We start from the raw sequence: 26640 nt of genomic DNA, 5'->3' as shown, positions 1-26640 counted from the left end.
GCCCGCCATGTCCCTGGTCCAGGAGCTCGGCGCCCAGGTCCGCGCGACATCGGACGGCCTACCGGTCGGCCAGGTCGCGGTCGCCATCGACAAGTTGCGCGCCGCCGCCGAGCTGCTGATGTGGGTCCGCCAGGAGTCGGTCGACCCGCTCGGCGTGCCGCGGCTGGCCGGCGCGATGGAGCACGCCGAGCAGGCCGCCCAGGCGCTTCGCGTGGCACAGGACGCGCTGCTGGCGTACCTCACCTCGATCGGCCTCGCCCACGACGGCGCGGCCGGCCCGGACGGCAGGTGGCGCACCGCCCTGAAGGAGCCCGAGGGTGAGCGGCGCGAGCGGCCGGCGCCCAGCGGCGCGGAGCCGCCCCGGCTCGGCCGGTGGTGGTCCGAGCGGGTCGCCGTGCTGACCGGGCACGGCAGCCCCGCCACGCGCAGCGACTCCGCCGCGAAAGAGGGCCCCGACCTGCTGCGCCGGGTGGCCGCCGGCGTGCGCGCCGAAGACCGCGACAAGCTGCACCGCGAGCTGGGCGGCGCCGATCCGCCGGTCGGGCTGGGCCTGTCCGCGCTCACGCCCACCGTGCTGCACCGCCTCGCCGGCGACCTGCTGCGCCATCAGCCGCGCGCCGAAGACCTGCCGAAGCTGACCAAGGAGATCCAGCCGCGAGTGCGCGACCTGCTGCCCGGGCTGCCCCCGGAGATCCTCGACATCCAGCTGCGCCGGATCTGCCGGGTGCCGGTCGAGCGCAAGGACCGCGACGGGCCGCCGCCGCACCCGGCCGACTTCGCGGTGACCGGCAGCGTCGTCACCGGCGTGCTGCTGCGGCTGCTCGACCGCGAGCCCGACTCGCTCGACCCGTCGGCCCCCGAGCCGGTGCCCGACGCGGAGACCCATGCCTGACGTCCGGACGTCGGTCGTCGAGTCGGTCCGCGCCGCCCTGTCGCGCGCCCGCGCGTCGGCCCGCGCCCACCAGGACGCGGCGAAGGCCGACCTCGCCGCCGCGGAGGCCCGCCTGGAACGGGTACGCCAGGCCGCCGCGCAGCGCCCCGCCCGCGCCGCCGCCGAGCGCGACCGCCGGCTCGCCGAGCTCGACGCGAATCACACCGCCACGCTCGCCGACCTCGCCCACCAGGCCCGGGTCGCCGGCGCGATGCGGGCGCCCGGCGCGGCGAGCGAGCCGTGGGAGACCTGGCATCCCACGCCGGCGGCCCGCGGCGAACGGCCGGACCTGCTGCGCGTCGGCGAGGTGCGGATACCGCGCGCCGGCACCTCCCCGGCACTCGTGCCACTCCTCGACCGCGGGCACGTCGCGCTCGTCGACGACATCCAGGTGGGCGGCGACGCCGTCGTGGCCGGGCTCCTGCTGCGCGCGCTCGGCCGCACGTCGCACGGGCAGATCGAGATCACCGGGTACGACCCGGAGCGCCTTGGCGGCGGCCTCGCCGGCTTCGCGCCGCTGGCCCCGGCCGGGCTGCTGACGTTCGTCGGGCCGGGCGGGCTCACCCCGCTGCTGGACGGGCTCGTCGACCACATCCGGCGGATCAACGAGACGGTGCTGGCGGGCGACTACGCCTCGCTGGAGGAGATGGCCAAGCGCACCGGGCGGCGCCCCGAGCCGTGGCGGGTGGCGGTGCTGCTCGGCGGCGACGAGCCGTCCCGCCACGAGCGGGCGCAGCTGGACCGGATCCTGCGCACCGGCGCGGCCTGCGGCGTACACCTGATCGTGCGCGGCATCACCGTCGAGCCGCGCCCCTCGGTGCAGGTCATCCGCGTCGACGGCTACCGGGCCCAGGTCTCCGGGTGCGGCACGCTGCCGGTGTTCCTCGACGAGGCGCCGCCGGCCGAGCTCGTCACCGCCACCTGCCGCAAGATCGCCGACCGGGTGTCGACCGGGCCGGCGCCGGCAGTCTTCGCCAACCTGATCCCGCCGGTGTTCTGGACCGAGCACTCCGCCGGCGGCCTCACCGCGCCGGTCGGCGACAGCCCGGAGGGGCGGACGGTCGACGTCACACTCTCCGACTACCCGCCGCATGCGCTGATCGCCGGCCCCTCCGGCACCGGCAAGACCAACCTCATCTACGCGTGGATGGGCGCGCTCGCCGCCCGGTACTCCCCCGAAGAGCTCGCCTTCTACCTGCTCGACTTCAAGGAGGGCGTGTCGTTCGCGCGGTTCGCGCCGGGGCGGCGGGACCCGAGCTGGCTGCCGCACGTCCGGCTGGTCGGCGTCAACGTCAACACCGACCGCGAGTTCGGGCTGGCGCTGCTCCGCTTCCTCGGCGGCGAGCTGCGCCGCCGGGCGGACGCGGCCAAGGAGCACGAGGTCACCAAGCTGGCCGAGCTGCGCCACGAAGACCCGCAGGGGCACTGGCCGCGGATCGTCGCGGTGATCGACGAGTTTCAGATCCTGCTCACCGGCCGCGACGCGCTCGCCCAGGAGGCGGCCACGCTGCTGGAAGACCTGGCCCGACGCGGCCGTTCCCAGGGCATCCACCTGATCCTCGCCTCGCAGGACGTCTCCGGCATCGAGGCGCTGTGGGGGCGGCCGGCGCTGGTCGCCCAGTTCACGCTCCGGATCGCGCTGCCCAAGGCGCGCCGCATCCTGCACGAGACCAACCTCGCGGCCGAGACGCTCCCCCGCCACCACGCGGTCGTCAACGCCGACTCCGGCGCGCCGGACGCCAACCGCATCGTGCGCGTCCCGGCCGCCAGCGACCGTCGCGTGTGGAGCGAGCTCCAGCACAAGCTGTGGCAGGACCGGCCGCCGTGGCTCGGCGCGCCCCGCCTCTTCGACGGCGACGCGGTGCCCCGGCTCACCGCCTCGCCGGACTTCCAGGCCTTGCGCCCGGACGTCCGCGACCCCGTCGTGCTGCTCGGCGAGTCGATCGACGTGCGGGCGAGGTCGGCCCGGCTGCCGCTCACCCGCTCCCCCGGCCGCAACCTCGCCGTGCTCGGCACCCGCGTCGACGAGGCGTGCGCGGTGCTCGCCGCCGCCGCCCGCTCCCTCGCCCGCCAGCACGCCGACGGCGACGCCCGCTTTTCGGTCGCCTGCCTCGACCCGGACGCGGCGGCCACCGCCGAGTCGCTCCGCGCCGACCTGCCCGCCGACACCGGCTGGTACGACACGGAGGGCCTGGCCGCGCTGCTGCCGTCGGTCGAGCCGGGTCCGCTGCCGCACTACATCTTCCTGTTCGCGGCCGACGCCGCCGCCTCTCGCCTCGCGGTCAACGAGGGCGGGCGTACCGGCCACGACCACCTGCGCCGCATCCTCAACACCGGCCCGGAACGGCGTACCCACGTGCTCGGCTGGTGGCGCGGCGTCGGCCGGCTCCGCGACGACCTGGGCGGCGTCGGCTCCCGCACGGACGCGATCGGCGCCTGGGTCGCGCTCGACGTGCAGGGCGCCGACCTGACCGGGTTCTTCCCGCAGCAGGGCGGGCCGGCGTGGTACCCCCGCCCGTGGCGCGCGCTGTTCTTCGACCGCGCCCGCCACCGCATCCCGGAGGTCGTCATCCCGTACGGACTGGGCGGATGAGCTACCACCAGGCCATCGCGCGGCTGGCGCAGACGTACGCGGGGGTAGACGCCCAGCGCACGGAGGCCGACGAGTGGTACGAGCGCCAGGTCGCCGCCGCCGCCCGCGCCGAACGCGAGGCCGCCGCCGCGGTCGAGGCCGCCCAGGAGGCACTCGACGCCGCGACCGAGCTGGTGGAGCGGATCGACGCCGAGGCCGAGGAGGTGTGGCGCACGACGATCCGCCGGCTGGGCCCGTCCGCGACCCGATTCGGCGGCCCGCCACCGCCGGTGCCGCTGCAAGCCGGCGAGGAGTACAACCCGCACCAGATGATCGAGGCCGCCTCCGACCTGCTCGACCAGACCTGGCGCCCGGGGCGGATGCCGCAGAAGGCGTTCCCGTGGCTGGTGGCGTGGAGCGCGCTCGGCGCGGCGGTGGCGTTCGGGCTGCGCGAAGCCGCCCTGTGGGCCGGCCGCTCCTACGGCGGTGACCTCGCGGTGGGCCTGCCGGTGCTCGCGCTGGTGGTGCTGCTGGTAGCGCCGTTCGTCGGCCTGTGGCCGGCACGGGTGGTGGCCGACCGCCGCCACGTCGCCCTCGACGCCACCACGATCACGGTCGTCCTGACCACCGGCCTCGCCACGACGGTCGCCCTCTACCTGCTCGTCTGAAAGGGCGCCTCGATGGCCAACGTGCCTGTTGCCGCAAGGCCTTGATCGGCGACAGGGTAGGCAAATCCTGGTGATCGTGGTCTTTTGGTCCCCCTGGAGGGGGTCCAGATGACCAACGGCGGACGGGTGCGGCCGCGGGAGCGACGGTCGGGACCACCGCGGACGTCGCGGTAGCTCACATCTCCATGTGTGGTGATGGCCGCCCGGGGATCAGGATGGCCTCGCGCAGCAGGCGGCGGGCGAGCACCAGGCGGTCTTCGTCCGTGTCGAGGCCGGGCAGGTCACCGACCCGGGTGAGGCCGCCGCTCAGCAGGGCGCGCAGGGCCAAGGCGCAGCCGCCGGGCATGGTCACCGTGCGGTCGAAGGCGTGCAGCGCGACGCGGTCGTCGGGCTCGGCGGTCAGGCGCCACTTGAGGCCGGGGCGGACGGTCACGTGGTCGTCCGGGGTCAGGGCGGCGGCGGCCCGCGCCTGGGCGAGCGGGCGGATCGGCGCGGGGCGGGCGGCCGGCCAGGCGCGGGCGCGGAGCTTGTCGGCGACCGGGCCGGGCTGGGCTGATCCGAGCCAGTCGCGCAGGGCGTCCACGGTCTCGGTCAGCTCGGGTTCGACCTGGTCGGGGTCGGCGGGGTCGAGGCCGAACGGAAGCGTGGCCCGCAGCCTCGGGTCCTCGGCGGCAAGCTCCAGCAGGGCCTCGACGAGCGCGTATCGGGTCAGCGCCTTGATCCCCACGGTGAGGTGGAGCGACGGCTCGTCCTGGGCGGCGGCGCTGTGCAGCCAGCCGCGCGGGAGGTAGAGCGCGTCGCCGGGCTCGAGTACCTCGTCGAGCGCGGGTGGGCCGTCGGCGACCGCCGAGACCTCGTCGGCGTGGCCGCCCCACGGCTGGCGTTCGAGCGGGTCGGCCACCACGGGCTCGTGGATCCGCCACCGCTTGCGGCCGTCGACCTGGAGCACGAACACGTCGTGCGTGTCGTAGTGGGTGGCGAAGCCCTGGCTGGCGGCGGGCGTGAGGTACGCGTTCACCTGGAGCGGCTGCCCCAGCTGCCCGCCGAGCTCGCGGGCGAAGTCGACCAGCGGCGGCCACAGCCGGTGCAGGCCCTGGAGGACAAGGGTGGCGCCGTCCGCGTAGAGGGCGAGCACCCGCTCGTCGAGCACCTGGTCGCCGACTTCGGCGCCGGCGCCGCCGCCACCGGTGTAGCGGGACACGGGCAGCACCGCGCCGTCCTTCGCCACGCGCAGGAACGGGGTGCGCAGGCCGCGGCGGCTGAGCAGCTCGTCGGCGTCGGCGGGGCTGAGCAGGTCGTGGAAGCCGGTCGCGCCGGCCAGCTCGGCCGCCCGGGAGAGCACGGGCGCACGGCCCCAGTAGGCGCCGGCGAACTTCGCCGGCTCGACCGCCACGCACCGCGCGAGCGCCGGCCGCGCCGCACCCGCCTTCGGCGAGGCGGCCTCATGCCGCGCGGCGGCCGGCTGCCCCGCGGCGGCCGGCGGAGAAGCCGAGCGCGCCGCACCCGCCTCCCGCGAGGCGGCGCCCTGCGGCGCGGCGCCCGCGGCCCTCGGCGAAAAAGCCGGCCGCGAAGACCCGAGGCGCGCCGGGCGAGATGTCCCACCCGGCGCGCCGTCCGGAACCGCCGTGTCCATCAGTAGTTGGTGGCGCCGCCGTCGGCGCCACCGTCCTGGCCCTGCGGGTTGGCGCCGCCGTCCGCGGGGCCTTCGCCCGCGCCACCGTCGGCGCCGGCGTCGCGGCCGGACGGGTTCGCGCCGCCGTCGGCCGGGCCCTCGCCACCGGCTCCGCCGTCCGCGCCGCCGTCAACGCCGGCCGGGTTTGCGCCGCCGTCCGCGGGACCTTCGCCCGCGCCACCGTCGGCGCCGCCGTCACGGCCCAGCGGGTTCGCACCGCCGTCGGCCGGGCCCTCGCCGCTGCCGCCGCCGCTGCTGTTGAAGTCGTCTTCGTCGATTCGCATCGGTGCCCCCCTATGTCGTGTCACCCTCGTGCCGGGCCCCCGAAGTACCCGGCCACACACACTTCTAACGTAGGGGCTTTCGACCGGCTAAGGGATGACAAATCCGACACGGGCGTTCAACAAAGAGGGGCACGGCGCGGCAGCTGGGCAGTCTGTCGCGCCGTGCCCGGTCCATGGAAGGCTTCCCGCTCACCGCCATCAATGGAAGCGTTCCCAAGTATCGATTGCCGACCCCCGTACGTCAATGACGTACCGGTAATCTCCCGGAAATCGTCCGGCGCGTAACGGAAGGGCGGTGGCACCCGCCGTCCCGGAACTTATCGGGCCTTCGTGCTGTCGCGCACCACCAGGTCGGTCGCGAGCTCGACCCGCGGCGTCTCCACCGCCTCGCCCTGCGCGAGCCGCAGCACGGTGCGCGCGGCGAGCAGCCCCATCTCGGCGAGCGGCTGCCGGATCGTGGTCAGCGGCGGCGACGACCAGCGTGCCTCGGGCAGGTCGTCGAAGCCGACCACGCTCACGTCGTCGGGCACGCGCAGGCCGCGCTGGCGGACCGCCTCGTACGCGCCGAAAGCCATCTGGTCGCTGGACGCGAAGATCGCCGTCGGCGGCTTGTCGAGCGCGAGCAGCGCCTTCGTGCCCTCCAGCCCGGACTCGTGGTAGAAGTCGCCGGGCTGGATGAGCTCCTCGTGCATCGGCAGGCCGGCCGCCTCCAGTGCGGCCCGGTAGCCGTCGAGGCGGGCCCGGCTGCACAGCATCGAGGGGCTGCCGGCGATGAAGCCGATCCGCTCGTGGCCGAGCGAGATCAGGTGCTCGGTGGCGCGCAGCCCGCCGGTCCAGTTGGTGGCGCCGATCGTCGGGATGTCGAGCGTCGGCACGCCGGCCGGGTCGACCAGCACCATCGGCACGTTGAGCCGGCGCAGCTCGGCGTGCACGGGCGGGGCGAGGTCGCTGGCGACCAGCACCACGCCGTCCGTCGCGCGCGTACGCAGGTTTTGCAGCCACTGCCGGGTGGAGGCGGTGCGCCGGTGGATCGCGGACACCACCGTGCCGACGCCGGCCGCGTGCGCCACGTCTTCCACGCCCCGGATGATCTCCACGGCCCACGGGCTGTCGAGGTCGTTGAAGACCAGGTCGATCAGGCTCGCGCTGACCCGCGGCCGGGCCGCCCGGCGCCGGTATCCGTGCCGGCGCAGCAGCTCCTCGACCCGCTCCCGGGTCTGCGGCGCCACGTCCGAGCGCCCGTTGAGCACGCGCGAGACGGTCGGCACCGACACGCCGGCCTCGCGCGCGATCGCCGTAATGGTGATCCTGCGCCCCTCGTCGACCGTCACGTTCCGCTCCTTCGTCTTAAGGAGGCCAGCGTACGACCGAAACACTTCCGAGCCGAACTCGACCCTCCGGCAGCCTTCCGAGGCCCATCCTGTCGCACTTCCAGGGCTTGACGGCCCGCATCGACACGCATAGCGTTCCGAACAAGTTACGGAAGTGTTCCGGAAGCTTACTCCGAAAGGGAAATCCATGAAGGTGACTCGCGTGGTCGCCGGCGCCGCTGTTGCCGCGGCCGTCCTCGTCTCCCTCAACGCGACAGGTGCGCCGGCCGCGCCCGTCGCTTCGGTCCCCGCCGTTCCGGGGGCGATCCTGCAAGAATCCGCGACACAGGTTGCCGCCGATAGCAAGACCCTCCGGGAGCTCGCCAAGCGCACCGGGATGAAGATCGGCACGGCCGTCGACATGTCGGCCCTCGCCAACGACGCCACCTACAACGACAAGGTGGCGACCGAGTTCAACAGCGTCACCGCGGAAAACGTCATGAAGTGGTCGGAGATCGAGCCCACCCGCGGCGTGCTCAACTTCGCGCCCGCCGACCAGCTCGTCGCGTACGCCAAGGCCAACGGCCAGAGCGTGCGCGGGCACACGCTGCTGTGGCACAACCAGCTTCCGACCTGGCTCACCGACGGGGTCGCGTCCGGCGACATCGACGCCACCGAGCTGCGCCAGATCCTCAAGCAGCACGTCTTCGACGTCGCCGGCCACTTCCGCGGCAAGATCTACCAGTGGGACGTCGTCAACGAGGTGATCGACGACAACGCCCAGCTCCGCGACACGATCTGGCTCCAGAAGCTCGGCCCCGGCTACATCGCGGACATGTTCCGCTGGGCCCACCAGGCCGACCCGAAGGCCAAGCTGTACATCAACGACTACAACGTGGAGGGCCTCAACGCGAAGGCCGACGCGTACTACGCGCTGGTCCAGCAGCTGAAGGCCGACCGGGTGCCGATCCACGGGTTCGGCATGCAGGGCCACCTCGGCGTGCAGTTCGGCTTCGACGGCCGCGCCCTCCAGAACGTGCAGCGTTTCGAGGCCCTCGGCCTGGAGACCTCGTTCACCGAGGTCGACGTGCGGATGGTCATGCCGCCGGACAACCCGAAGCTCCAGGCACAGGCCAACGGGTACGGCATCCTGCTGCGCGCCTGCCTGCTCGCCAAGCGGTGCACGTCCTTCACCGTCTGGGGGTTCACCGACAAGTACTCCTGGGTACCTGGGGTCTTCACCGGCCAGGGCGCGGCCAACCTGCTCGACGAGAACTACGGGCAGAAGCCCGCGTACCAGACGGTAAGCCAGACCCTGGCATTGGCCGGCTGATAGCCGGCGGGCCAGACTAGCGAAGAGGCACCCACCCCACGGGGTGCCGTGTGACGCACCGGACGGGAGGATCCGATCGGCACCTTCGCCAACCCCGTCATCCCCGGAATGCACCCCGACCCGAGCATCTGCCGGGTCGGGGGGCATTACTACCTCGCCTGCTCCAGCTTCGAGTACTTCCCCGGCGTGCCGGTCTTCCGCAGCCAGGATCTCGTGCACTGGGAGCAGATCGGCAACGCGCTGGACCGCACCACCCAGCTCGACCTGCCGCCGAGCACCCCCTCCTCCGGCGGCGTGTACGCGCCCACGCTCCGCTACCACGACGGCCGGTTCCACCTGATCACGTCGGTCGTGCCGCACGCCGGCACGCTGGTCGTGACCAGCACCGACCCGGCCGGCCCGTGGTCCGACCCGGTGTGGCTGCCGGACGTCGGGATCGACCCCGACCTCGCCTGGGACGCCGACGGCACCGCCTGGTGCACGTTCATGGGCATCCAGCAGGTCCGGGTCGATCTCGCGACCGGCGCCGCGCTGGAGACCCCCCGCAAGATCTGGTCCGGCACACCCGGCGCGCAGTGGCCCGAGGCCCCGCACCTCTACGAGGTCGACGGCACCTGGTACCTGCTGATCGCCGAGGGCGGCACCGACTCCGGGCACGGCATCTCGGTGGCCCGCGGGCCGGCGCCGGACGGGCCGTTCGAGCCCTGCCCGCACAACCCGATCCTCAGCCACCGCAGCACCGACCACCCGATCCAGAACACCGGCCACGGTGACCTGGTCCAGGCGGCCGACGGCTCGTGGTGGCTGGTCTTCCTCGGCACCCGACCGCGCGGCGGCCCACCCGGCTGGCACGTGCTCGGGCGGGAGACGTTCCTGGCACCGGTCACCTGGGTCGACGGCTGGCCGGTCGTCGGCGAGGTGGACACCCGGATGAGCGGCGGCCTCCCGCCACAGCCGGTGCCGGTGCCACCGGCCCGCGACGACTTCGACGGCGCCGACCTGCGCCCGTGCTGGATCTCGATCCGCTCCCGGCCGGCGCACGCCTGGTCGCTCAAGGACCGCCCGGGCTGGCTCACCCTGCACGCGCAGGACGGCTCGCTCGACGACCCGTCGGTGTCGTTCATCGGCCGCCGCCAGCAGCACCACGCCTGCCGGGTACGCGCGCTGGTCGACGCCGCCGAGGGCCGCGGCGGCCTGGCGGTACGCCTCGACGAACAGCACCACTACGAGGTCGAGGCCGGCGGCGGCGAGGTGGGCGTGCGGGCCCGGGTCGGCGCGCTCGACCGGTGGCGCTCGGCCGGCCCGGTGCCGGACGGCCCGGTCGTGCTGCGCGTGGAGACCCAGCCGTCTGGCCCCAGCCCCGACCACCCGAGGCAGGAGCCGGACGTGGTGCGCCTGGGCTACGAGACACCGACCGGCCGCTTCGTCGTGCTCGACGAGCTCGACGGTCGCTACCTGTCGACCCAGGTCGCCGGCGGCTTCACCGGCCGGGTCATCGGCATGTACGCGGTGTCCGGCACGGTCCGCTTCGACTGGCTGGCCTACGAACAGGACGGCGACGACCTCTAGCGGCTTCCGGGTCCGCCGTTCGCGGCGGACCCGGAGCACCCCTGATTTCCTTTCCCGGGTCCGCGTCACCGGCGGACCGCCGCTCCCGCCGGAGACCGCTCCGGCCGGCGGCTCGCGGGCGAGCCGAAACCCCCGGCCTCCACTGCCACCTCCGCGCGCCAAGCCCAATCCGCGGCTCCGCTCACGGCGCCGATGATCGTGAGCCCGCCGCGGGCGCGGTCGTCGGCGCTCCCTGACCGCCAGCGCCGCGCACTGTGGGCGACGCGGTTATCGACGCTCCCTGACCGCCAGCGCCGCGCACTGTGGGCGACGCGGTCGTCGGCGCTTCCTGGTCGCCGGCGCCGCAGACCCGGCAGGTGCCGCGGCGGCGGAGGTGGTAGGCCAGTGTCGCCGCGCCCAGCGCGACGCCCCAGACGGGCCAGAGCAGCATGGGCGCGACGAGCCACACCCCTTCGTCGCCGAGGTGGCTCATCGCGCCCGAGCTGAGCAGGCCAAGGCTGGCCGAGGTGATGAAGATGGCCACGACCGTCGCGGGCACGGTGGCGAGCTTGACGGGCACCCGCTTGCCGGCCAGCCCGACCATCCAGCGGGGAAATACCTCGCCCCAGCGCTGCACCAGGCCGAGCGTGAGCACCGCGCCCACGCAGGCGAACGCCCCCAGCCCCGCCCCGGCCCACACCACCGAGTCGTCGTCGAAGTCGGCCGGGTCCAGCTCGACCACGCCCAGCAGCACGACGGCGAGCCAGCCGAAGCGGGTCACCGCGTAGAGCACCGGGATCGCGACGGCCGTGTATGCCGCCCGCCGCCCCCACCGGGCGACGCGCGCCGCGGACGCCGTGCCGCCCTTCCGTCCACAGGAGACGCACGCGCCGGCGGTGCGGAACTGCCAGGCGAGCAGCGCCCGCGCCAGCAGCAGCCCGCCGAGCACGCTCACCGCCATGTTGATCACGGGCCAGGTGAACACGTCGGCAAAATCGACCGGTGGCCACCCGAACGGGGCACCCACGATCAGCATCGGCGCGTAGCCGGCGCGGGCCAGCAGGCGCATGTCGGGCACGACCACGAGCAGCACCGCCACCACGGACCAGCCCGCCGCGAGCAGGGCGGTGCGGGCGGCGCCCCGCGGGTTGAGGGTGGGCAGGCTGAGCGCGGCGACCGCGGTCGCGAGCAGCACCACCGCGAAGAGCGGGGCGCCCACCTCGGCCGGGAGCCCGCGCAGGAGCGAGGCGTCGCCCGCCGGGTCGTTGGTGCCGAACGGGAAGCCGCGTCCGGTCGCCGTCCAGACGAGCGCGAGCGTGCCGTAGAGCGCGGCCCAGGCCGCGGCGGCGTGAGATCTGGTCATGCCTCTCACGTTCGCGGGCGCACGCCGTCGACACCTCCCGCCGGAACGGGAACCGCCTCCCCCGCGCGAGGGAGTCACCCAGGGGCACGAACCCGGCCGGCAACCGGAGCCGCCTCCCCTGGGAGCTCATTCCGGCGTCACGAACCCGGCCGGGAACGGGAGCCGCCTCCCCTGGGAGCTCAGCCCGGCGTCACGAACCCGGCCGGGAACGGGAGCCGCCTCCCCCGGGAGCTCAGCCCGGCGTCACGAACCCGGACTCGTAGGCGAGCACGACCGCCTGGGTGCGGTCGCGGGCGCCGAGCTTGGCGAGCACGTTGCCAACGTGGGTCTTGACCGTCTCCACGCCGAGCACGAGGTCGGCGGCGATCTCCGCGTTGGAGTGCCCGGCCGCCACGAGGCGGAGCACCTCGGCCTCCCGCTCGGTGAGGGCCGGCCCGGGCAGGCGGCGGCGCGCACCGTAGGCGCCGGCCAGCCGCCGGATCGCCGCCGGGAAGAGCAGCGACTCGCCGCGCGCCACCACGCGTATCGCGTCGACCACCTCGGCCGGCCGGGCCCGCTTGAGCAGGAAGCCGCTGGCGCCGGCGCGGAGCGCGTCGTATACGTATTCATCGTTTTCGAACGTGGTCACGACCAGCACTTTCGGCGGGCTGGCCGAGGTGGCGAGCAGGTGGCGGGTGGCCTGGATGCCGTCGATGTCGGGCATCCGCACGTCCATCAGCACGACGTCCGGCCGCAGCTTCGCGACGAGCGGCGTCACCTCCGCGCCGTCGGAGGCCTCGCCGACCACGTCGAGGTCCGGCTGGGCCGCGATGATCGCCCGCAGCCCCACCCGGATCAGCTCCTCGTCGTCGACCACGAGCACCCGCGTCACGCCCTCCACCCGACGCGGACCCGACCGCGACGGGCCGCCCGCGCCGCCCGCGCCGCCCGCGCCCGCCGCGCCTCCCGCACCCGCCGCGTCGTCAGGGTCGCCCGCGCCATCCGCACCGCCCGCGCCCACCGCGCCTCCCGCACCCGCCGCGCCGCCCGCGCCCACCGCGCCTCCCGCACCCGCCGCGCCGCCCGCACCCGCCGCGCCTCCCGCACCCGCCGCGTCGTCAGGGTCGCCCGCGCTCACCGGGCCGCTCCCGAAGGGAGCCGGACCGCTATCCGCCAGACGCCGCCGTCGCGGCCGGCCGTCATGTCGCCGCCGAGGAGCGTCACCCGCTCCCGCATGCCGGCCAGCCCGCGCCCGCCGCCGGCTGTCGCGCCGTCGGCGACCGGGTTGGTCAGCTCGATCGCGAGCGTCTCACCCGCCACGGCCACGCGCAGCGCCACCGGCTGGCCGCCGGCGTGCCGGGCGGCGTTGGTGAGCCCTTCCTGCACGATCCGGTACCCCTCCCGGGAGATCACCGCCGGCAGGTCGGCCAGCGGGCCGGCCCGGTCGAGGCGCACCTCGATCCGGGCGTCGGCGACCAGGCGGTCCAGGTCGGCGAGCGTCGGCTGGGGCGCGCGAGCGGCGGCGGGACCGTCGCGGAGCAGGCCGAGCATGTGGTCGAGCTCGGCCATCGCGGCCCGGCCGGTCTCCTCGATCGCGGACAGCGCCCGCTTGGCGAAGTCGGGGTCGGCGTCCAGCACCTCGCGGGCGGCCGCCGCCTGGAGCGTCGTCACCGTGAGGGCGTGGCCCACCGAGTCGTGCAGCTCGCGGGCCAGCCGGTTGCGCTCGGCCAGGCCGGCCGCCCGCGCCTCCAGGGCGGCGATGCGCTCCGCCGTCGACGGGCCGAGCAGCACCGGGGCCATCAGGGCGGCGAGCGCGCCGAGGCCGGCCACCGCGTACACGAGCGCGACGAGCAGCATCAGCCCCACCAGCGTCAGCCACCCGGTGTCGCCCTCGTCGAGCGGGCCCAGCCGCAGCCCGTCGGTGGCGTCGGTGCTGACGCCGAACCACCCGGCCGCGAACACCAGCGCCATCGGCACCGCCACCAGCAGCCCGCCGGCGACGACGCCACCGGTGGCGAGGTGGGTGGCGTACCAGAGCGCGCCCCGCACCCGGGTCTCCCGCGCGACGGGTCCGGGCGGCGGGTCGGGCAGGTCGACGCCGAGCAGCGCCCGCGCGGCGGCGATCTCCAGGGAGCGGGTGCCGCGCAGGAAGGCCGGCACGGCGGCGATCGCCGCGGCCGCGACGAGCAGGAGCAGCGCCGCCGTGCGCCCGCCGCGCGGACCGGCCAGCATGTCGGCGAACACGACGCCCAGCAGCAGGTACGGCAGGAGGATCACGCCGCCGAGCAGCAGGTGCACGCCACGGCGGTAGGTCGTGCCGCTCACCAGCGGGGAGAGCGGGGCCGGCATCCTCACCCGGCCCATTCTCCCCGCCGAGCCCGGTCGCGAGGGCCGCCGCCCCGCGCGCCGAGCCCGGTCACGAGGGCCCACCGCTCCCGCCCGCCGCCCCCGCGGAGCGGCGGGCGGGACGGGAGCTCAGCCCTTCGTCGCGCCCGACGCGAGGCCGCCGACGAGCTGGCGCTCCGCGACCGCGTAGAACGCGAGCGCCGGGATCATCGCCAGCACCACGTACGCGAGGATGCGCGCGGTGTCGGAGGCGTACTGGCCCTGGAACTGCTGCACGCCCACCGGGAGCGTCCACCAGCTCGGGTCGGTGAAGACGACGAGCGGGAGCATGAAGTTGTTCCAGCTGGCCACGAGCGCCAGCACCGAGACGGTGGCGAGCGCCGGCCGGGCCATCGGCAGCAGGATCCGCCAGAAGAAGCCGAACGGGGTGCAGCCGTCGAGGATCGCCGCCTCCTCGACCTCTCCCGGGATGGTGCGGAAGAACGCGCGCAGGATGATGATCGTCATCGGCAGCCCGAACGCGACCTGCGGCAGGATCACGCCGAGCGGGCTGTTGAGCAGGCTCAGCTCGCGCAGCAGCACGAACAGCGGCAGGATCGCCACCGCGAACGGAAACATCAGCCCCGCGGCGAAGAGCGTGTAGAGGCCTTCGCGGCCGCGGAAGTTGAAGCGGGCGAAGACGTACGCGGCCATCGCGGCCACCAGCACCAGCAGCACCACCGTGGCCACCGCGATGAGCGTGCTGTTGAACAGCGGCCGCCAGAAACTGCTGGAGCGCAGGATGCTGGTGTAGTTTTCCGGCACCCACGGGCTGGGCAGCGCGAACGGGTTGTTGGAGAGCTGCCCGTTGTCCTTGAAGCCGCCCAGCACGCCGAAGGCGACCGGCACGATGACGCCCGCGCCGACGACGATCGCGATCACGTGCAGCCAGAAGTGGCGCACCCGCGTCCCGGACCGCGTACTCATCGCTTCTCCCGCATGGTGGTGATGGCGCCCTCGATGTCACGGCGCATGACGAACCGCTGGTAGAGCAGCGCGAACACGAGGCTGATGAGGAACATCGCGACGCTGATCGCGCTGGCGTACCCGACCTCGGAGCGGCGGAAGCCGTACTGGAACATCGTGACCGCCATGGTCTCCGAGGCGTGGATCGGGCCGCCGCCGGTGAGCACCCACACCATGTCGAAGAGCTGGATCGCACCGATGATCGACAGGAAGATGCTGATCCGGATCGTCGGGCCGAGCAGCGGCAGCGTCACGTGGCGGAACACCTGCCAGCTCCCCGCGCCGTCGGTGACCGCCGCCTCGGTCAGCTCCTTCGGGATGCCCTGCCGCCCCGCCAGGTACAGGATCATGTGCAGGCCGAAGTACTTCCAGCTGATCACGAAGAACAGCGCGTACAGCACGGTCGAGGTGTCGGCCAGCCACTCCTGCTGGAGGCCTTCCAGGCCGATCGCGGACATCAGCTGGTTGGTCAGGCCCTGGTTGGGCGAGAAGACCATCGTGAACAGGACGGCCGTGATGACCTCGGAGAGCACGTACGGCGCGAAGAACACCAGGCGGTAGAAGGCCCGCCCGCGCAGCGGCTGGTTGAGCAGCAGCGCGAGGCCGAGCGCGACCGGCAGCTGCACGAAGACCGAGAGCAGCACCAGGATCAGGCCGCGCTTGAGGTCGCCGATGAAGATGTCGTCCTCGATCAGCCGGCGGAAGTTGTCGAGGCCGACGAAGTTTTCCGGCAGCCCGCCGAACCCGTTCCACTTGAAGAGGCTGGTGTAGATCGCGAGCGCGATCGGCCCGACCACCAGCACCGCGAAGATCGCCAGCGCGGGGGCGAGAAACAGCGCGACGGTCAGTTTGTCGAGGCGGCGGCGTCGGCGCAGCGAACCATCCACCCGCGGCCGAAGCTGGTCGGGGGCGAGCCCCCGGCGGGCCTCGGCGCGGGTGGCGGTCCGGTGGGAAGAGGGGGCCGGAAGCCGTCCTTCCGGCCCCTGCGTCGTCGTTTTCAAAGCGGCTACTGGTTTTTCGCGACCTTGGCGATGTCCTGCGCGACCTTCTCCGGCGTGGCCTTCTTGGCCACCAGCTCGGCGACGCTGTCGTTGACCTGCGTGCCGACCGCCGGCGCGTAAGCCTGGTCGAGGTAGAGCTGGAACTTGGGCGCCTTGGCGATGGCCGCGTGCACCGACTTGAGGTTGGCGTCCTTGAGCGCGTCTTCGGCGCCCGCGGTCACCGGCAGGATCGAGTCGCTCGACGCACCCTTGCGCTGGCTGTCGGCCGAGAGCAGGAACTTGATGAACTCGGTCGCCTGCGGCGGCGCGTCCTTGCCGAGCGCGAAGCCGTTGCCGCCGCCGAACGCGTCTTCGAGCGAGCCCTTGCCGCCGTCGACCGCCGGGAACGGGAAGAAGCCCAGCTTTTCGCCGATGCCCTTCTTCGTGGTGGAGTACGCCGCTTCGGTCGTCGGGGCCCACTGCCCCATCAGCTCCATCGCCGCCTGGCCGTTGCCCATGATGGCAGCCTGGCCGTCGGTCGCCGAGTACTTGGCGCCGAGGAAGCCCTTCTGGAACGGGTCGAGGTCGATGAGCTCCTTGAACCGGGCGCCCGCGGCCACGAAGTCGGGCTGGTCGAACGAGCCGTCCGCGGCCGCCGCGGCGAGCCCGTCGACGCCGGCGACGCGGATCGCCAGGTAGGCCCAGTAGAAGTGGGCGGTCCAGCTCTCCGAGCCGGCCAGGGCGATCGGCGTGACACCGGCGGTCTTCAGCTTGCCGACCGCGTCGATGAACTCGCCCCAGGTGGCCGGCGGCGCCGCGATCTTGGCCTTGTCGAAGAGCTCCTTGTTGTACCAGAAGCCGACCATGCCGAGGTCGAACGGAACGCCGTACTGCTTGCCGTCGACCTTGTAGATGTCCAGGCCGTTCTTGTTGATGTTGGCGGCCGCGTCACCGAGGTCGATCTCCTTGACCAGACCCGCCTCGACCTGCTGCTTGAGCACGCCGCCGCCCCACGAGTGGAAGATGTCCGGCGGGGTGCCCGCCTGGGTGACGGTGGTCAGCTTCGCCTTGAAGGCCTCGTTTTCCAACGGGGTGATCTTGATCTCCACGCCCGAGTTGGCGGTCTGGAAGTCCTTGGCCAGGTTGGCCCACGTGGTCAGCATCGGGTCGACGTTGGAGATGTGCCACCAGTCGATCGTGGCCGATCCGCCCCCGCTGTTGCCGGAGTCGCCGGAGCCGTCGTCGCCACAGCCGCCGAGCAGCGCCGCGCCGGCGCCCAGGCCGGCGAGGCCCAGGACCGATCGGCGCGAGAAGTATGAGGGGGTCGTCATGTGCCATCCCTTCGGGTGGGCCGGAGCGTAACGGCTCGCTCGCGGCCGTGGTGGGTCCGATAGGCCAGTCGCGGAGCCGACGCCAGGTGCCCGGAAGTTTTCGGCGTCGGCCCGATAATTCAAGGTGATGTGGCGCACGCTACGACGACGTGAACTAGCGGTCAAGCCCTATCGCTGGGCGGATACAAGCGTTACCGTAAGGCAACCTAGACCGCCAAACGCCCGAAAGATGTTCCGGAAACATCCCGGAAGATGATCCGAGCGGCCCGGAAGCCCGGCATCGGAGGCGCAGGCGGATACCGGAACATGCCCGAAACAACGCGATGCAGACGACAGGAGACACTCCTCCATGAGTGATCGGAGCGCCGCGGCGCCGGACGCGGTGACCATCCCCGAGCCCTGGCAGGACCCGAGCCTCCCGGCGGACAAGCGGGTCACCGACCTGCTGGGCCGGCTCACGCTCGAGGAGAAGGTCGCCCAGCTGTACGGCGTCTGGCTCGGCGCGAACGCCACGCCCGACGACATGGCGCCGCAGCAGCACGAGCTGGTCGGCGACACGCTCGACTGGACCGGGCTGATCCGCACCGGCCTGGGGCAGCTTTCCCGCCCGTTCGGCACCGCGCCGATCGACCCGGCGCAGGGCGCCCGGGCGCTGGCTCGCGTGCAGGGCGAGATCGTGGCCGCCGGCCGGTTCGGGATCCCGGCCGTCGCCCACGAGGAGTGCCTCACCGGCGTGATGACCTGGGGCGCCACCGTCTACCCGACGCCGCTGGCCTGGGGCGCGACGTTCGACCCCGCGCTGGTCGAGCGGATGGCCGCCCGGATCGGCGCCGACATGCGCCGCCTCGGCGTGCACCAGGGCCTCGCCCCGGTGCTCGACGTCACCCGCGACCCCCGGTGGGGCCGCACCGAGGAGACCCTCGGCGAAGACCCGTACCTCGTCGCGACGCTCGCCACCGGGTACGTGCGCGGGCTGGAGTCGGCCGGCGTGGTGGCCACGCTCAAGCACTTCGTCGGATACTCCGCTTCCCGCGCCGGGCGAAACTTCGGGCCCGTGCACATGGGTCCGCGCGAGCTCGCCGACGTGCTGCTGTTCCCGTTCGAGATGGCGTTGCGCGACGGCGGCGCCCGGTCGGTGATGCACGCGTACACGGAGATCGACGGCCTGCCGCCCGCGGCGAGCGCCAAGCTGCTGACCGGCCTGCTCCGCGACGAGTGGGGCTTCACCGGCACCGTGGTCGCCGACTACTTCGGCGTGTCCTTCCTGGAGCTGCACCACGGCCTGGCCGACGGGCCGGTCCAGGCCGCCGCGGTCGCGCTCGCCGCCGGGGTCGACGTCGAGCTTCCGGCGGTACGGTGCTTCGGCCCGGCGTTCGTCGAAGCGGTACGCGAAGGAAAGGTCTCCGAGGCGCTCGTCGACCGGGCCGCCGCCCGCGTGCTCCGGCAGAAGCTCGAGCTGGGCCTGCTCGACAGCGACTGGCAGCCGTTCCCCGCCGAGGTCGAGGCCGCCGGCGACGCGCCGATCGACGGCCTGATCGACCTCGACCCGCCGGCCGGCCGGGCCCTCGCCCGCGAGGTCGCCGAGGAGTCGGTGGTGCTGCTCGCCAACGACGGCGGCGCCCTCCCGCTCCGCCCGGACGCCCGGATCGCCATGGTCGGCCCGCTCGCCGAGGGCTCGACCGGGATGCTCGGCTGCTACACGTTCCCGGCGCACGTGGGCATCCACCACCCGCAGCTGCCGACCGGCGTGGCGATCCCCAGTCCGCTGGAGTCGCTCCGCGCCGAGCTGCCCGGCGCGACCGTCACCCACGTGCCCGGCTGCGAGGTCAACGGCTCCGACACCGCGGGTTTCGCCGCGGCCGTGGCGGCCGCGCAGGCCGCGGACGTGGTGGTCGCCGTGGTCGGCGACCGCGCGGGCATCTTCGGCGACTCCTGCACCTCCGGCGAGGGCTGCGACGTGGAGAGCCTCGACCTGCCCGGGGCGCAGGGCGCCCTGCTGGAGGCGCTGCTCGACACCGGAAAGCCGGTGGTCGCGGTGCTGCTGACCGGCCGCCCGTACGCGCTGGGCGCCTACGCCGACCGGCTCGCCGCCACCGTGCAGGCGTTCTTCCCCGGCGAGGAGGGCGGCCCCGCGGTCGCCGGCGTCCTGTCCGGCCGGGTCTGCCCGTCCGGCCGCCTCCCGGTCAGCGTCCCCCGCCGACCCGCCGGCGGCCCCACCACCTACCTCGGCCCGCCGCTCGCGCACGCCTCCTCGGTCACGTCGGTCGACCCGACGCCGCTGTACCCGTTCGGGCACGGCCTGTCCTACACCGCCTTCGCCTGGGACGGGGTCCGCGTCGACGGCGCCCCGCACGACCCCGACCACCCGGTCGAGGTGCCGACCGAGGGCGCGGTCACCGTCTCGATGACCGTGCACAACATCGGTGACCGCCCCGGCGCCGACGTGGTCCAGCTCTACCTCCACGACCCGGTCGCGCAGGTCACCCGCCCGGTGGTCCGTTTGATCGGGTACGCGCGGGTGGCGCTCGCACCGGGCCAGTCCCGCCGCGTCGACTTCCGGGTGCACGCCGACCTGTCCGCGTTCACCGGGCTGGCCGGCACGCGGGTCGTCGAGCCGGGCGCGCTGGAGCTGCGCCTCTCCCGCTCCAGCACCGACGTGGCCCACACCGTCGCGCTCCGCCTCGTCGGCGCCGAGCGCGAGGTCGGCACCGACCGCCAGCTCACCACGGAGGTCACCCTCCACTAGAGACCTTCCGGAGTCGGGGTGGCTTCGACCCCCTATTGAGATTTGAGCTACCGCGATGCCCGCCGTGGTCCATGCCGTTGCTCCCGCGGCCTCACCCGTCCGCCGCTGGTCACGCTCACCCCGGCGGCTGCGCCGGGTCCTTACGGCCCCGGCCGTGGCTAGGTGCGCGCGGATTCCTGACTCCTCATGTCCGCCGTGGTGAAAGACCGCTCAGCCGCGGCTCGTGGCAGCTTTTGATCACGGGGCGGAGCGGGTACTGAGCAGGCGTGATCCACGTGGGCACGTCCGGCTGGCAGTACCGGGACTGGCGCGGCCCCTTCTACCCCGAAGGGCTGCCGCAGCGGCTCTGGCTGGAGCACTACGCCGAGCACTTCGCCACCGTCGAGGTCAACAACGCGTTCTACCGGCTGCCCGAACGCGACACGTTCGCCAAGTGGCGGGCCCGCACACCGGACGACTTCTGCGTCGCGGTGAAGGTCAGCCGCTACCTCACCCACGTCAAGCGCCTGCGCGACCCCGAGGAGCCGGTCGCCCGGTTTCTCGAACGCGCGACGGCGCTCGGCGACCGCCTCGGGCCGGTGCTCCTCCAGCTGCCGCCCACCTTGCGCGCCGACCCGGACACGCTGGACGCGACGCTGGCCCTCTTCCCGCGCGACGTGCGCGTGGCGGTCGAACCGCGGCACGCGTCGTGGTGGACGCCCGAGACCGAGTCCGTCCTCAAAGGACACAACGCGGCCCTGTGCTGGGCCGACCGCAAGGGCCGCCCGGTCACGCCGCTGTGGCACACGGCCGACTTCGGCTACCTGCGCATGCACGAGGGCCGCGCCCGCCCCTGGCCGCACTACGGGCGGGCGGCGCTGCGGTCGTGGCTGGACCGCGTCGACCCGTCGGTCGACACGTACGTCTACTTCAACAACGACCCCGGCTGCGCCGCCGTCGCCGACGCCTCGACGTTCGCGACACTCGCCCGCCGCCGCGAGCTCCCCACGACCCGCACCCCTTGACCCGGATCCGCGTCCACGAGTGACGCGGACCCGGGAAGTCCGCCTGGAGAACGTCAGTCGCGGGCGACGAGCAGCGCCCCCACCTCGGCGGCCTTGTCGCCGAGCTCGACGCGGAGGCGGGCGGCGATCTCGATGGCCGAGTCGCCCGGGTCGGCGTCGGCGGCGCCGGCCAGCTGGGCCTGTAGCTTGTCCAGGTCGGCCTTGAGCTGCGCCTTCGTCGCCTCGTCCACACGCGACACCGCGGTGGCCAGCGCCTTGACCGCGCCGGTCATCCAGCCGGCCCACACGTGCAGCGGCACGCGGCCCTTGCCGGCCGGGTTGGGCACTCCGCGGGCCAGCACGAAGTGTGAGTCCTTGAGCAGCTTTGCCTGGTCGGGGGTCACCCTTTCGTCCTTTCAGAAGCCGTTGAGCAGGTGGGTGCCGACGGCGGTGGTCTGGTCGCCGAGCACCTCGCGGAGGCGGCGGACGATGTCTTCCAGGTCGTCGGCGGCGCGGACCGCCTCGATGGCGTCGTCGCTGGACGGCCGCACCTGGGCGTCCAGGTCGTCGAGGTCGCGGCGCAGCTGCGCCTTGGTGGCCTCGTCGGCGCCGGCGGTGGCGATGGCCAGCGACTTGACCGCGCCGGTCAGCCAGCCGGCCCACACGTGCAGCGGCACGCGGCCCTTGCCGGCCGGGTTGGGCACCGCGCGGCACAGCAGGAACTGCACGTCCAGCAGCAGCTTCGCCTGCTCGGTGTCGAGGTCTTCGTCGTCGCCGACGCGCCAGAGCGCCTTCGAACGCTCCATCGACTGGCGCGTGTTCCAGTGGACGTGCTTGATGTGCTTGTTGCGGTCGGGGTCGTCCGGCTTGTACGGCCGGCGGCGCCAGTCGTTGGCGCGTTCGGCGATCTGGTCGTCGTGGATCCAGTAGCGGGACGCCTCGTGCGCCTGGAAGACGCGCTTGAGGTGCTCGACGTCCTCCGCGTACGGCTTGCCGCGGCCGTTGAGCTCGACGTCCATGTCCCACGCGTCGACCGAACCGTCTTTGTCGGGGTTGTGGTCGGACTTGCGGGTCTGGTGGGCCTTGTCGCCGATCGTGCCGTCCGACTTGGTGTCGCGGTGCGGGTAGCGGGCGTCGACGGCCACCCGAAACGCGGTCAGAGCCGGATTGAGCCTCCACCCCATCAGCTACCTCCTTGGCGTCCTCGACGACCAGGACAGTTTCTGGGACGGCACTCCCTTCCGCAGTCGCCTAACCGACCCCGGGAGGGGGTATCACGCTACTCCCCCAGCAGCTCGACGAGCTGGCTCGCGTTCCGCTGCGCGTAGTCGCGGTAGCAGTTGTTGGTCAGAACGTGCGTCTGTGCCGTCTCGCTGGCCAGCTTCTTCAGTTTCGGCGCCCACTCTTTCAGCTCGCGGTCGCTGTAGAGGTAGCCGAACTTCTCGTGGATGTCCTTGCTCGTCCACTTTTCGCTGTGCCCGTGGAAACGCACCACCGCCAGGTCGGCCGTCGCGGCGAGGACCGGCGGCACCGACGACTTGTGCCCCTGCGGCATGTCGACCGAGACGTACGGCAGCTTGTGCTTGCGCAGGAACTCCAGCGTCTCGTCGCGGTTTCCGCCGTCGAACCAGGAGGCGTGGCGGAACTCGTACACGGCGCGTAACGGCCGCACCCGGCGCTGCACCTCCAGCAGGTACTGCTTGTTGGACCGGCGGATGGTGAACCAGGGCGGAAATTGAAACAACAACGCGCCGAGCTTGCCGGCGTCGACCAACGGCTGGAGGGCGGAGAGGAACCGCTCCCACACCTGCTCGTACGCGGCTGGTTCGAGGTCGCCGGGGTAGATGCTCTTCTTCTCGGTCTCCGGCCGGATGTCCTTGTAGATCGCCGAGACCTTGGTGGGGTGGCCGGTGAGCAGGCTGAACGCCTTGATGTTGAACGTGAAGCCGGGCGGGGTGCGGGCCGCCCACAGCGCGGCGGTCTGCTCGGCCGGCGGCGAGTAGTAGGTGGCGTCGACCTCGACCAGCGGATACTTCTCGGCGTAGAAGGCGAGGCGCTTTTCCGGCGTGTCGGCGCTCGCCGGGTACCACCCCGATTCGAGCAGCGTGCGGTCGGTCCAGGAGGCGGTGCCTACCTTGATCTCACCCACGTCACCCAGTCTGCACCAGCGCTGTGCTAACCGCGCTCGCTTCGCTCGCTGGCCGCCCAGGTGCCGCCGCGATCCGGCCTCGTCGCTCCGCTCCTCGGATCGGATCTTGGCAGCACCAGCGCGGGATGCCGTGGGTCGTCCACGCGCACGACCACGTCGGCGAAGGAGGCCGGGGCTACCTCGTCGGCGTAGCGGGCGTAGGCGGGCAGCGTCCACCGCAGGTCGGCCGGCATCCGCCGGTCGAGCGCGGCGGGCGACACGACCAGGTGCAGCGCCACGTCGAACGGGAGGCCGCCGCCGAGCAGCAGCTGGCCGCTCACCAGCACGACGGCGGCGGGCGGGACGCTCAGGTAGGGCGCGCGGGTGGCGCGGTCGGTCGCCGGATCCCAGAGGCTGGGCAGCACCTCGCCCGTGCCGCCGGGCGCGAGCGGGTCGAGCACCTCGCGGCGCAGCCCGTCTTCGTCGAGCCAGGCGGTGTAGAAGGCGTCCGGGTTGTCCCGCCCGAACTCGAGACGCAGCGACGCCGGCCGCAGGAAGCCGCCGGCCGGGATGTGGACGGCGGCCCGCCCGCGGGCGCGGAGCGGGTCGACCAGCGCGGCGGCGAGGATCTCCGGGGTCGCCGGCGGCGGCCCGTCGACCGCGACCCGGAGCCACTGCCCGGGGCGGTCGGCGGCGAGCCGGTCGGCCAGCTCGTCGACCAGCAGGTCAGGAGCGATGGGACGCACGCGCATCCCACCAGCTTTATCAGGCGTCGCGCTCCACGATCACGTGGGCGTCGTCGGCGAGGCGGTAGCCCACCCCGTACACCGTCGTGACCAGCGGCACGTGCATGCCGATCTTGGAGCGGAGGCGGCGGATGTGCACGTCGACGGTGCGCGCGCCGGCGTGCTCGTACCCCCAGACGCCGGTCAGCAGCTGGAGGCGGCTGAACACGCGGCGCGGGTTTTCCGCCAGGAAGAGCAGCAGGTCGAACTCGAGCCGGGTGAGCCGCAGCGTCTCGTCGCCGAGCAGCACCGTGCGGGAGGCGGCCAGCACGCGCAAGGTGCCCTCGCCGGCCGGCCCGGTGACGCTCGGAATCGGCTCGTCGCCGTCGTCGCCCAGGGCGGGCTCCGTGGGTGGCGGCGAGAGGCTCACGGTGCCCTCACCGCGCTCGACGAGCTCGCGTGCCACCTCGAGGAGACGGAAGGCCTGTGGGGTGAGCCCGTCGTCGCTGGCGAGTGGGATCGAAAACGTCACAGTGAGTGTGGGCGAGCCGCCGGCTGGGCGGCGTCCGCCGGGCGCTCTGCCGGGGCCCGGTGGCTGCGACATGTGCCAGCCGGTGCGCGTGGATGTGGCGACGACCGACATGGGTCCTCCTCAACGATCGGATATCGCCCGCGTCCGGCACGCGAATTGGGCCGGCGTTAAGTACGCGAGACGAATCCCCAGGAAACTCGAGTTCTTTACAGCGGTGCCGCCGGAGGAATTTCCGGCAACATTCCACCCGTCAAACGGTTTCCGACCAGGGAGAGACCCACGCGTAAGGTAGGACGAATAGGATCGCAGAAGGCACACGAGTATCCCCAACAGACCGCATGTCACGATGGTCCCGGTACGCCCGGTCCCCGGTCAATAGGCGTGGGCGTTGCAGAAATGTGACAATCGACAACCTTTGCAGGAATCGATATCTCTCGCTGGCTTTCGCGATTGCGCGGTGAAAGGGCCACGGACGCTCAGTGACAATCGGTCGGGTATCGTCACCGTGCTGTGGACACGCTGACGACCCGTGGGCGCGCCGCGCGCCTGCTGGCCACCGTGGCCGCCGGCGTGCTGCTGCTGGCCGGCACCCTGTCGGGCGTCGACGACGACTTCCCGTTCGGCCCCTTCCGGATGTACTCGACGGCACCCGGCGCCGACGAGCCGGCCCCGGACACCCGCGTGGAGGGCGTCGACACCACCGGCGCGGTCGTGTCGCTCACCGAGCGGAGCACCGGCATCCGGCGGGCCGAGATCGAGGGGCAGATGGCGGCGTACCAGGGCGATCCGTCCCGCCTGCGGCAGGTCGCCGACGCCTACGTGGCCCGCAACCCGGACGCACCCGCGCTCGTCGAGGTGCGCATCGTGATCCGGTACGAGGGCGTGCGCGACAGCCGCCCCACCCGCACCCACACCGACAAGGTGGTGGCGTCGTGGCGGCTGTGAAGCGGTGGCTCTTCGAGCCCGTGCCACGCGGGCGGATCGCGGCGTTCCGCACGCTCGTCTACCTCTTCGTCGTCGCCGACATCACCGTCGTCACACCCTGGGTGCGCACCCACGCCGACGTGCCCGGCGACCTCTACCAGCCGCTGCTCGTCGGTCGCCTGCTGCCGCTGCCCACTCCCACTCCCCTGCTCGTCCACGGGATCTTCTGGCTCCTGGTCGTGACGAGCCTGGCCGCCGCGACCGGCCGCGCCCCGCGCGCGCTGGGCTGGACCGTCTTCGCGCTCTACTTCGAGTGGATGGTCATCGCGATGAGCTACGGGAAGGTGGACCACGACCGGTTCGGCTTCCTCGTGGCGCTCGCGGTGCTGCCCACCGTGGGGCGGGCCCGCCACGGCGACGCCACGCCGACCGAGGCCGGCGGGTGGGCGCTGCGGGTCACCCAGATCGCGGTGGTGTGCACGTACTTCCTGGCCGCGTTCGCCAAGCTCCGCTTCGGCGGCGTCGACTGGCTGTGGAGCTCGGTGCTGGCCCGCGCGATCATCCGCCGGGGCACCGACTTCGCCGACCTGATCGCCCAGGTGCCCTACCTGCTGATCGCGGCGCAGATCGGCATCGTGGCGTTCGAGCTGGCCAGCCCGCTCATCTTCGCGCTGCGCGGCCGCTGGCGGTACGCCGGGATCGGGTTCTTCTACTCGTTCCACCTGTTCACGTACGCGGCGATCACCATCTCGTTCGCCCCGCACCTGGTGGCGATGACGTCGTTTCTGCCGCTGGAGAAGGTGCGCCCGATCGAGTGGCTACGCGCTCGGGCGCGAGTCGCCCAGACCTGACCGCCGCGGGACGGCGCAGGCGGGCGTGCCGCCCGGCATGCGGTGGCGGTTGCGGGCCACCCAGCGGTACACCGGCCAGGCCAGCGCGCGCACCGGCGGCACGCGGAGCACCGCGCCGGTGGCCCGCCACCAGGGCCGGCTGGAGCGCAGCAGCAGCGCGATCGCGTCCGGGCCGGCGGCGGTGGCGCCGGTGGCCGGGTCGACCCATTGCACCGCCTCCGCGCACTGGGCCTCGGTCAGCCCGAGCGCGTCGAGGTCGGTGAACTGCCACGGCACGATCCGCGCCGCCGTGGACACGCGCCGCTTGGCGAACTCCGCGCACGTGGTGCAGAAGGCGCAGTCACCGTCGTACACGAAGGTCGGACGATCCATACCCACCCTGCCTGCTCCGCTCCGTCGCTCGGCGCTCGTCCGCCGTCGTGCGCAAGG

24 protein-coding genes are annotated in these 26640 nt (G+C 73.3%); 9 read left to right on the top strand and 15 right to left on the bottom strand.

From position 1 onward, the window contains the following. The first annotated feature begins 7 nt into the window (after nt 1-7). Genes ACTMTJ_RS28240 through ACTMTJ_RS28230 form a run of 3 tightly spaced genes read left to right on the top strand, consistent with a single transcriptional unit; the run spans nt 8 to nt 4171 of the window. A complete protein-coding gene (locus ACTMTJ_RS28240) occupies nt 8-892 on the top strand; it encodes a hypothetical protein (protein ID WP_441221168.1) in 885 nt (294 codons plus the stop codon). Then, entirely contained in the window at nt 885-3524 is a 2640-nt protein-coding gene (locus ACTMTJ_RS28235) for an FtsK/SpoIIIE domain-containing protein (RefSeq protein WP_441221166.1), read from the top strand. The genes ACTMTJ_RS28240 and ACTMTJ_RS28235 overlap by 8 nt, the downstream gene beginning before the upstream one ends. Next, nucleotides 3521-4171, top strand: coding sequence for a hypothetical protein (locus tag ACTMTJ_RS28230; RefSeq protein WP_441221165.1), 651 nt, complete (start codon nt 3521-3523; stop codon nt 4169-4171). The genes ACTMTJ_RS28235 and ACTMTJ_RS28230 overlap by 4 nt, the downstream gene beginning before the upstream one ends. A 175-nt stretch (nt 4172-4346) precedes the next feature. On the opposite strand, the gene ACTMTJ_RS28225 is transcribed toward ACTMTJ_RS28230, so the two are convergent. The 3 genes from ACTMTJ_RS28225 to ACTMTJ_RS28215 form a co-directional block, all read right to left on the bottom strand. Then, complete coding sequence (locus ACTMTJ_RS28225) at nt 4347-5804, bottom strand: cupin domain-containing protein (protein WP_441221163.1); 1458 nt, start codon at nt 5802-5804, stop codon at nt 4347-4349. Next, nucleotides 5804-6127: a BatC protein gene (locus ACTMTJ_RS28220; protein WP_441221162.1), complete on the bottom strand. Its 324-nt coding sequence runs from the start codon at nt 6125-6127 to the stop codon at nt 5804-5806. The genes ACTMTJ_RS28225 and ACTMTJ_RS28220 overlap by 1 nt, the downstream gene beginning before the upstream one ends. Before the next feature lie 317 nt (nt 6128-6444). After that, nucleotides 6445-7458, bottom strand: a complete 1014-nt coding sequence (locus ACTMTJ_RS28215) for a LacI family DNA-binding transcriptional regulator (protein ID WP_441221160.1) — start codon at nt 7456-7458, stop codon at nt 6445-6447. 187 nt (nt 7459-7645) lie between these two features. Here ACTMTJ_RS28215 and ACTMTJ_RS28210 point away from each other — a divergent pair, with 187 nt between their 5' ends. Both ACTMTJ_RS28210 and ACTMTJ_RS28205 read left to right on the top strand, forming a co-directional pair. Further along, nucleotides 7646-8770 (top strand): endo-1,4-beta-xylanase, encoded by a 1125-nt coding sequence (locus ACTMTJ_RS28210; RefSeq protein WP_441221158.1) that lies wholly within the window; start codon nt 7646-7648, stop codon nt 8768-8770. 75 nt (nt 8771-8845) lie between these two features. After that, a complete protein-coding gene (locus tag ACTMTJ_RS28205) occupies nt 8846-10339 on the top strand; it encodes a glycoside hydrolase family 43 protein (protein ID WP_441221433.1) in 1494 nt (497 codons plus the stop codon). 181 nt (nt 10340-10520) lie between these two features. Here ACTMTJ_RS28205 and ACTMTJ_RS28200 read toward each other — a convergent pair whose 3' ends face one another. The 6 genes from ACTMTJ_RS28200 to ACTMTJ_RS28175 form a co-directional block, all read right to left on the bottom strand. Next, nucleotides 10521-11681, bottom strand: a complete 1161-nt coding sequence (locus ACTMTJ_RS28200; protein WP_441221156.1) for a hypothetical protein — start codon at nt 11679-11681, stop codon at nt 10521-10523. Between the two features lie 232 nt (nt 11682-11913). Then, a complete protein-coding gene (locus ACTMTJ_RS28195; RefSeq protein WP_441221431.1) occupies nt 11914-12552 on the bottom strand; it encodes a response regulator in 639 nt (212 codons plus the stop codon). Nucleotides 12553-12794: 242 nt separating this feature from the next. Next, nucleotides 12795-14009 carry a sensor histidine kinase gene (locus ACTMTJ_RS28190; RefSeq protein WP_441221429.1) on the bottom strand — a complete coding sequence of 405 codons (1215 nt, stop codon included), beginning with the start codon at nt 14007-14009 and terminating at the stop codon, nt 12795-12797. A 126-nt stretch (nt 14010-14135) separates the two neighbouring features. Further along, on the bottom strand, nt 14136-14972 hold the full coding sequence (locus tag ACTMTJ_RS28185; RefSeq protein WP_441221154.1) for a carbohydrate ABC transporter permease: 837 nt from the start codon (nt 14970-14972) through the stop codon (nt 14136-14138). After that, nucleotides 14969-15898 carry a carbohydrate ABC transporter permease gene (locus tag ACTMTJ_RS28180; RefSeq protein WP_441221152.1) on the bottom strand — a complete coding sequence of 310 codons (930 nt, stop codon included), beginning with the start codon at nt 15896-15898 and terminating at the stop codon, nt 14969-14971. The genes ACTMTJ_RS28185 and ACTMTJ_RS28180 overlap by 4 nt, the downstream gene beginning before the upstream one ends. A 119-nt stretch (nt 15899-16017) precedes the next feature. Then, nucleotides 16018-17322, bottom strand: coding sequence for an extracellular solute-binding protein (locus ACTMTJ_RS28175; RefSeq protein ID WP_441221150.1), 1305 nt, complete (start codon nt 17320-17322; stop codon nt 16018-16020). Nucleotides 17323-17671: 349 nt separating this feature from the next. Between ACTMTJ_RS28175 and ACTMTJ_RS28170 the strand changes: the two genes are divergently transcribed. Together ACTMTJ_RS28170 and ACTMTJ_RS28165 are read left to right on the top strand one after the other, a co-directional pair. Next, on the top strand, nt 17672-20068 hold the full coding sequence (locus ACTMTJ_RS28170; RefSeq protein WP_441221148.1) for a beta-glucosidase family protein: 2397 nt from the start codon (nt 17672-17674) through the stop codon (nt 20066-20068). A 266-nt stretch (nt 20069-20334) separates the two neighbouring features. Continuing rightward, the gene (locus ACTMTJ_RS28165; RefSeq protein WP_441221146.1) at nt 20335-21072 is read left to right on the top strand and encodes a DUF72 domain-containing protein; all 738 of its coding nucleotides are present in this window, start codon (nt 20335-20337) and stop codon (nt 21070-21072) included. 53 nt (nt 21073-21125) lie between these two features. On the opposite strand, the gene ACTMTJ_RS28160 is transcribed toward ACTMTJ_RS28165, so the two are convergent. The 5 genes from ACTMTJ_RS28160 to ACTMTJ_RS28140 form a co-directional block, all read right to left on the bottom strand. Further along, nucleotides 21126-21455, bottom strand: a complete 330-nt coding sequence (locus ACTMTJ_RS28160) for a hypothetical protein (protein WP_441221144.1) — start codon at nt 21453-21455, stop codon at nt 21126-21128. 12 nt (nt 21456-21467) lie between these two features. After that, complete coding sequence (locus tag ACTMTJ_RS28155; RefSeq protein WP_441221142.1) at nt 21468-22235, bottom strand: hypothetical protein; 768 nt, start codon at nt 22233-22235, stop codon at nt 21468-21470. A 95-nt stretch (nt 22236-22330) separates the two neighbouring features. Next, entirely contained in the window at nt 22331-23200 is an 870-nt protein-coding gene (locus ACTMTJ_RS28150) for a DUF72 domain-containing protein (protein ID WP_441221140.1), read from the bottom strand. Between the two features lie 26 nt (nt 23201-23226). Next, nucleotides 23227-23931, bottom strand: a complete 705-nt coding sequence (locus ACTMTJ_RS28145) for a uridine kinase (RefSeq protein WP_441221138.1) — start codon at nt 23929-23931, stop codon at nt 23227-23229. 13 nt (nt 23932-23944) lie between these two features. Continuing rightward, nucleotides 23945-24547, bottom strand: a complete 603-nt coding sequence (locus ACTMTJ_RS28140; RefSeq protein ID WP_441221137.1) for a winged helix-turn-helix domain-containing protein — start codon at nt 24545-24547, stop codon at nt 23945-23947. Nucleotides 24548-24946: 399 nt separating this feature from the next. Here ACTMTJ_RS28140 and ACTMTJ_RS28135 point away from each other — a divergent pair, with 399 nt between their 5' ends. Next, entirely contained in the window at nt 24947-25381 is a 435-nt protein-coding gene (locus ACTMTJ_RS28135; RefSeq protein WP_441221135.1) for a hypothetical protein, read from the top strand. Next, the gene (locus ACTMTJ_RS28130; protein WP_441221427.1) at nt 25378-26211 is read left to right on the top strand and encodes an MFS transporter permease; all 834 of its coding nucleotides are present in this window, start codon (nt 25378-25380) and stop codon (nt 26209-26211) included. The genes ACTMTJ_RS28135 and ACTMTJ_RS28130 overlap by 4 nt, the downstream gene beginning before the upstream one ends. Here the strand turns inward: ACTMTJ_RS28130 and ACTMTJ_RS28125 are convergent. Then, nucleotides 26179-26583 (bottom strand): thiol-disulfide oxidoreductase DCC family protein, encoded by a 405-nt coding sequence (locus tag ACTMTJ_RS28125; RefSeq protein WP_441221133.1) that lies wholly within the window; start codon nt 26581-26583, stop codon nt 26179-26181. The two genes, ACTMTJ_RS28130 and ACTMTJ_RS28125, sit on opposite strands and share 33 nt — an antisense overlap. Nucleotides 26584-26640 lie beyond the last annotated feature (57 nt).

It is taken from the genome of Phytohabitans sp. LJ34 (assembly GCF_052068095.1).
Lineage (GTDB): Bacteria > Actinomycetota > Actinomycetes > Mycobacteriales > Micromonosporaceae > Phytohabitans.
The sequence above is the reverse complement of the archived record's forward strand: the minus strand, read 5'-3'. Positions and strand labels throughout refer to the sequence as shown.

Coding starts and splice junctions, on each gene's coding strand:
- ACTMTJ_RS28185 (WP_441221154.1), bottom strand. CDS start 14,972: ATGAGTACGCGGTCCGGGACGCGGGTGCGCCACTTCTGGCTGCACGTG.
- ACTMTJ_RS28210 (WP_441221158.1), top strand. CDS start 7,646: ATGAAGGTGACTCGCGTGGTCGCCGGCGCCGCTGTTGCCGCGGCCGTC.
- ACTMTJ_RS28230 (WP_441221165.1), top strand. CDS start 3,521: ATGAGCTACCACCAGGCCATCGCGCGGCTGGCGCAGACGTACGCGGGG.
- ACTMTJ_RS28220 (WP_441221162.1), bottom strand. CDS start 6,127: ATGCGAATCGACGAAGACGACTTCAACAGCAGCGGCGGCGGCAGCGGC.
- ACTMTJ_RS28140 (WP_441221137.1), bottom strand. CDS start 24,547: ATGTCGGTCGTCGCCACATCCACGCGCACCGGCTGGCACATGTCGCAG.
- ACTMTJ_RS28155 (WP_441221142.1), bottom strand. CDS start 22,235: ATGGGGTGGAGGCTCAATCCGGCTCTGACCGCGTTTCGGGTGGCCGTC.
- ACTMTJ_RS28170 (WP_441221148.1), top strand. CDS start 17,672: ATGAGTGATCGGAGCGCCGCGGCGCCGGACGCGGTGACCATCCCCGAG.
- ACTMTJ_RS28190 (WP_441221429.1), bottom strand. CDS start 14,009: ATGCCGGCCCCGCTCTCCCCGCTGGTGAGCGGCACGACCTACCGCCGT.
- ACTMTJ_RS28145 (WP_441221138.1), bottom strand. CDS start 23,931: ATGCGCGTGCGTCCCATCGCTCCTGACCTGCTGGTCGACGAGCTGGCC.
- ACTMTJ_RS28200 (WP_441221156.1), bottom strand. CDS start 11,681: ATGACCAGATCTCACGCCGCCGCGGCCTGGGCCGCGCTCTACGGCACG.
- ACTMTJ_RS28235 (WP_441221166.1), top strand. CDS start 885: ATGCCTGACGTCCGGACGTCGGTCGTCGAGTCGGTCCGCGCCGCCCTG.
- ACTMTJ_RS28125 (WP_441221133.1), bottom strand. CDS start 26,583: ATGGATCGTCCGACCTTCGTGTACGACGGTGACTGCGCCTTCTGCACC.
- ACTMTJ_RS28225 (WP_441221163.1), bottom strand. CDS start 5,804: ATGGACACGGCGGTTCCGGACGGCGCGCCGGGTGGGACATCTCGCCCG.
- ACTMTJ_RS28240 (WP_441221168.1), top strand. CDS start 8: ATGTCCCTGGTCCAGGAGCTCGGCGCCCAGGTCCGCGCGACATCGGAC.
- ACTMTJ_RS28175 (WP_441221150.1), bottom strand. CDS start 17,322: ATGACGACCCCCTCATACTTCTCGCGCCGATCGGTCCTGGGCCTCGCC.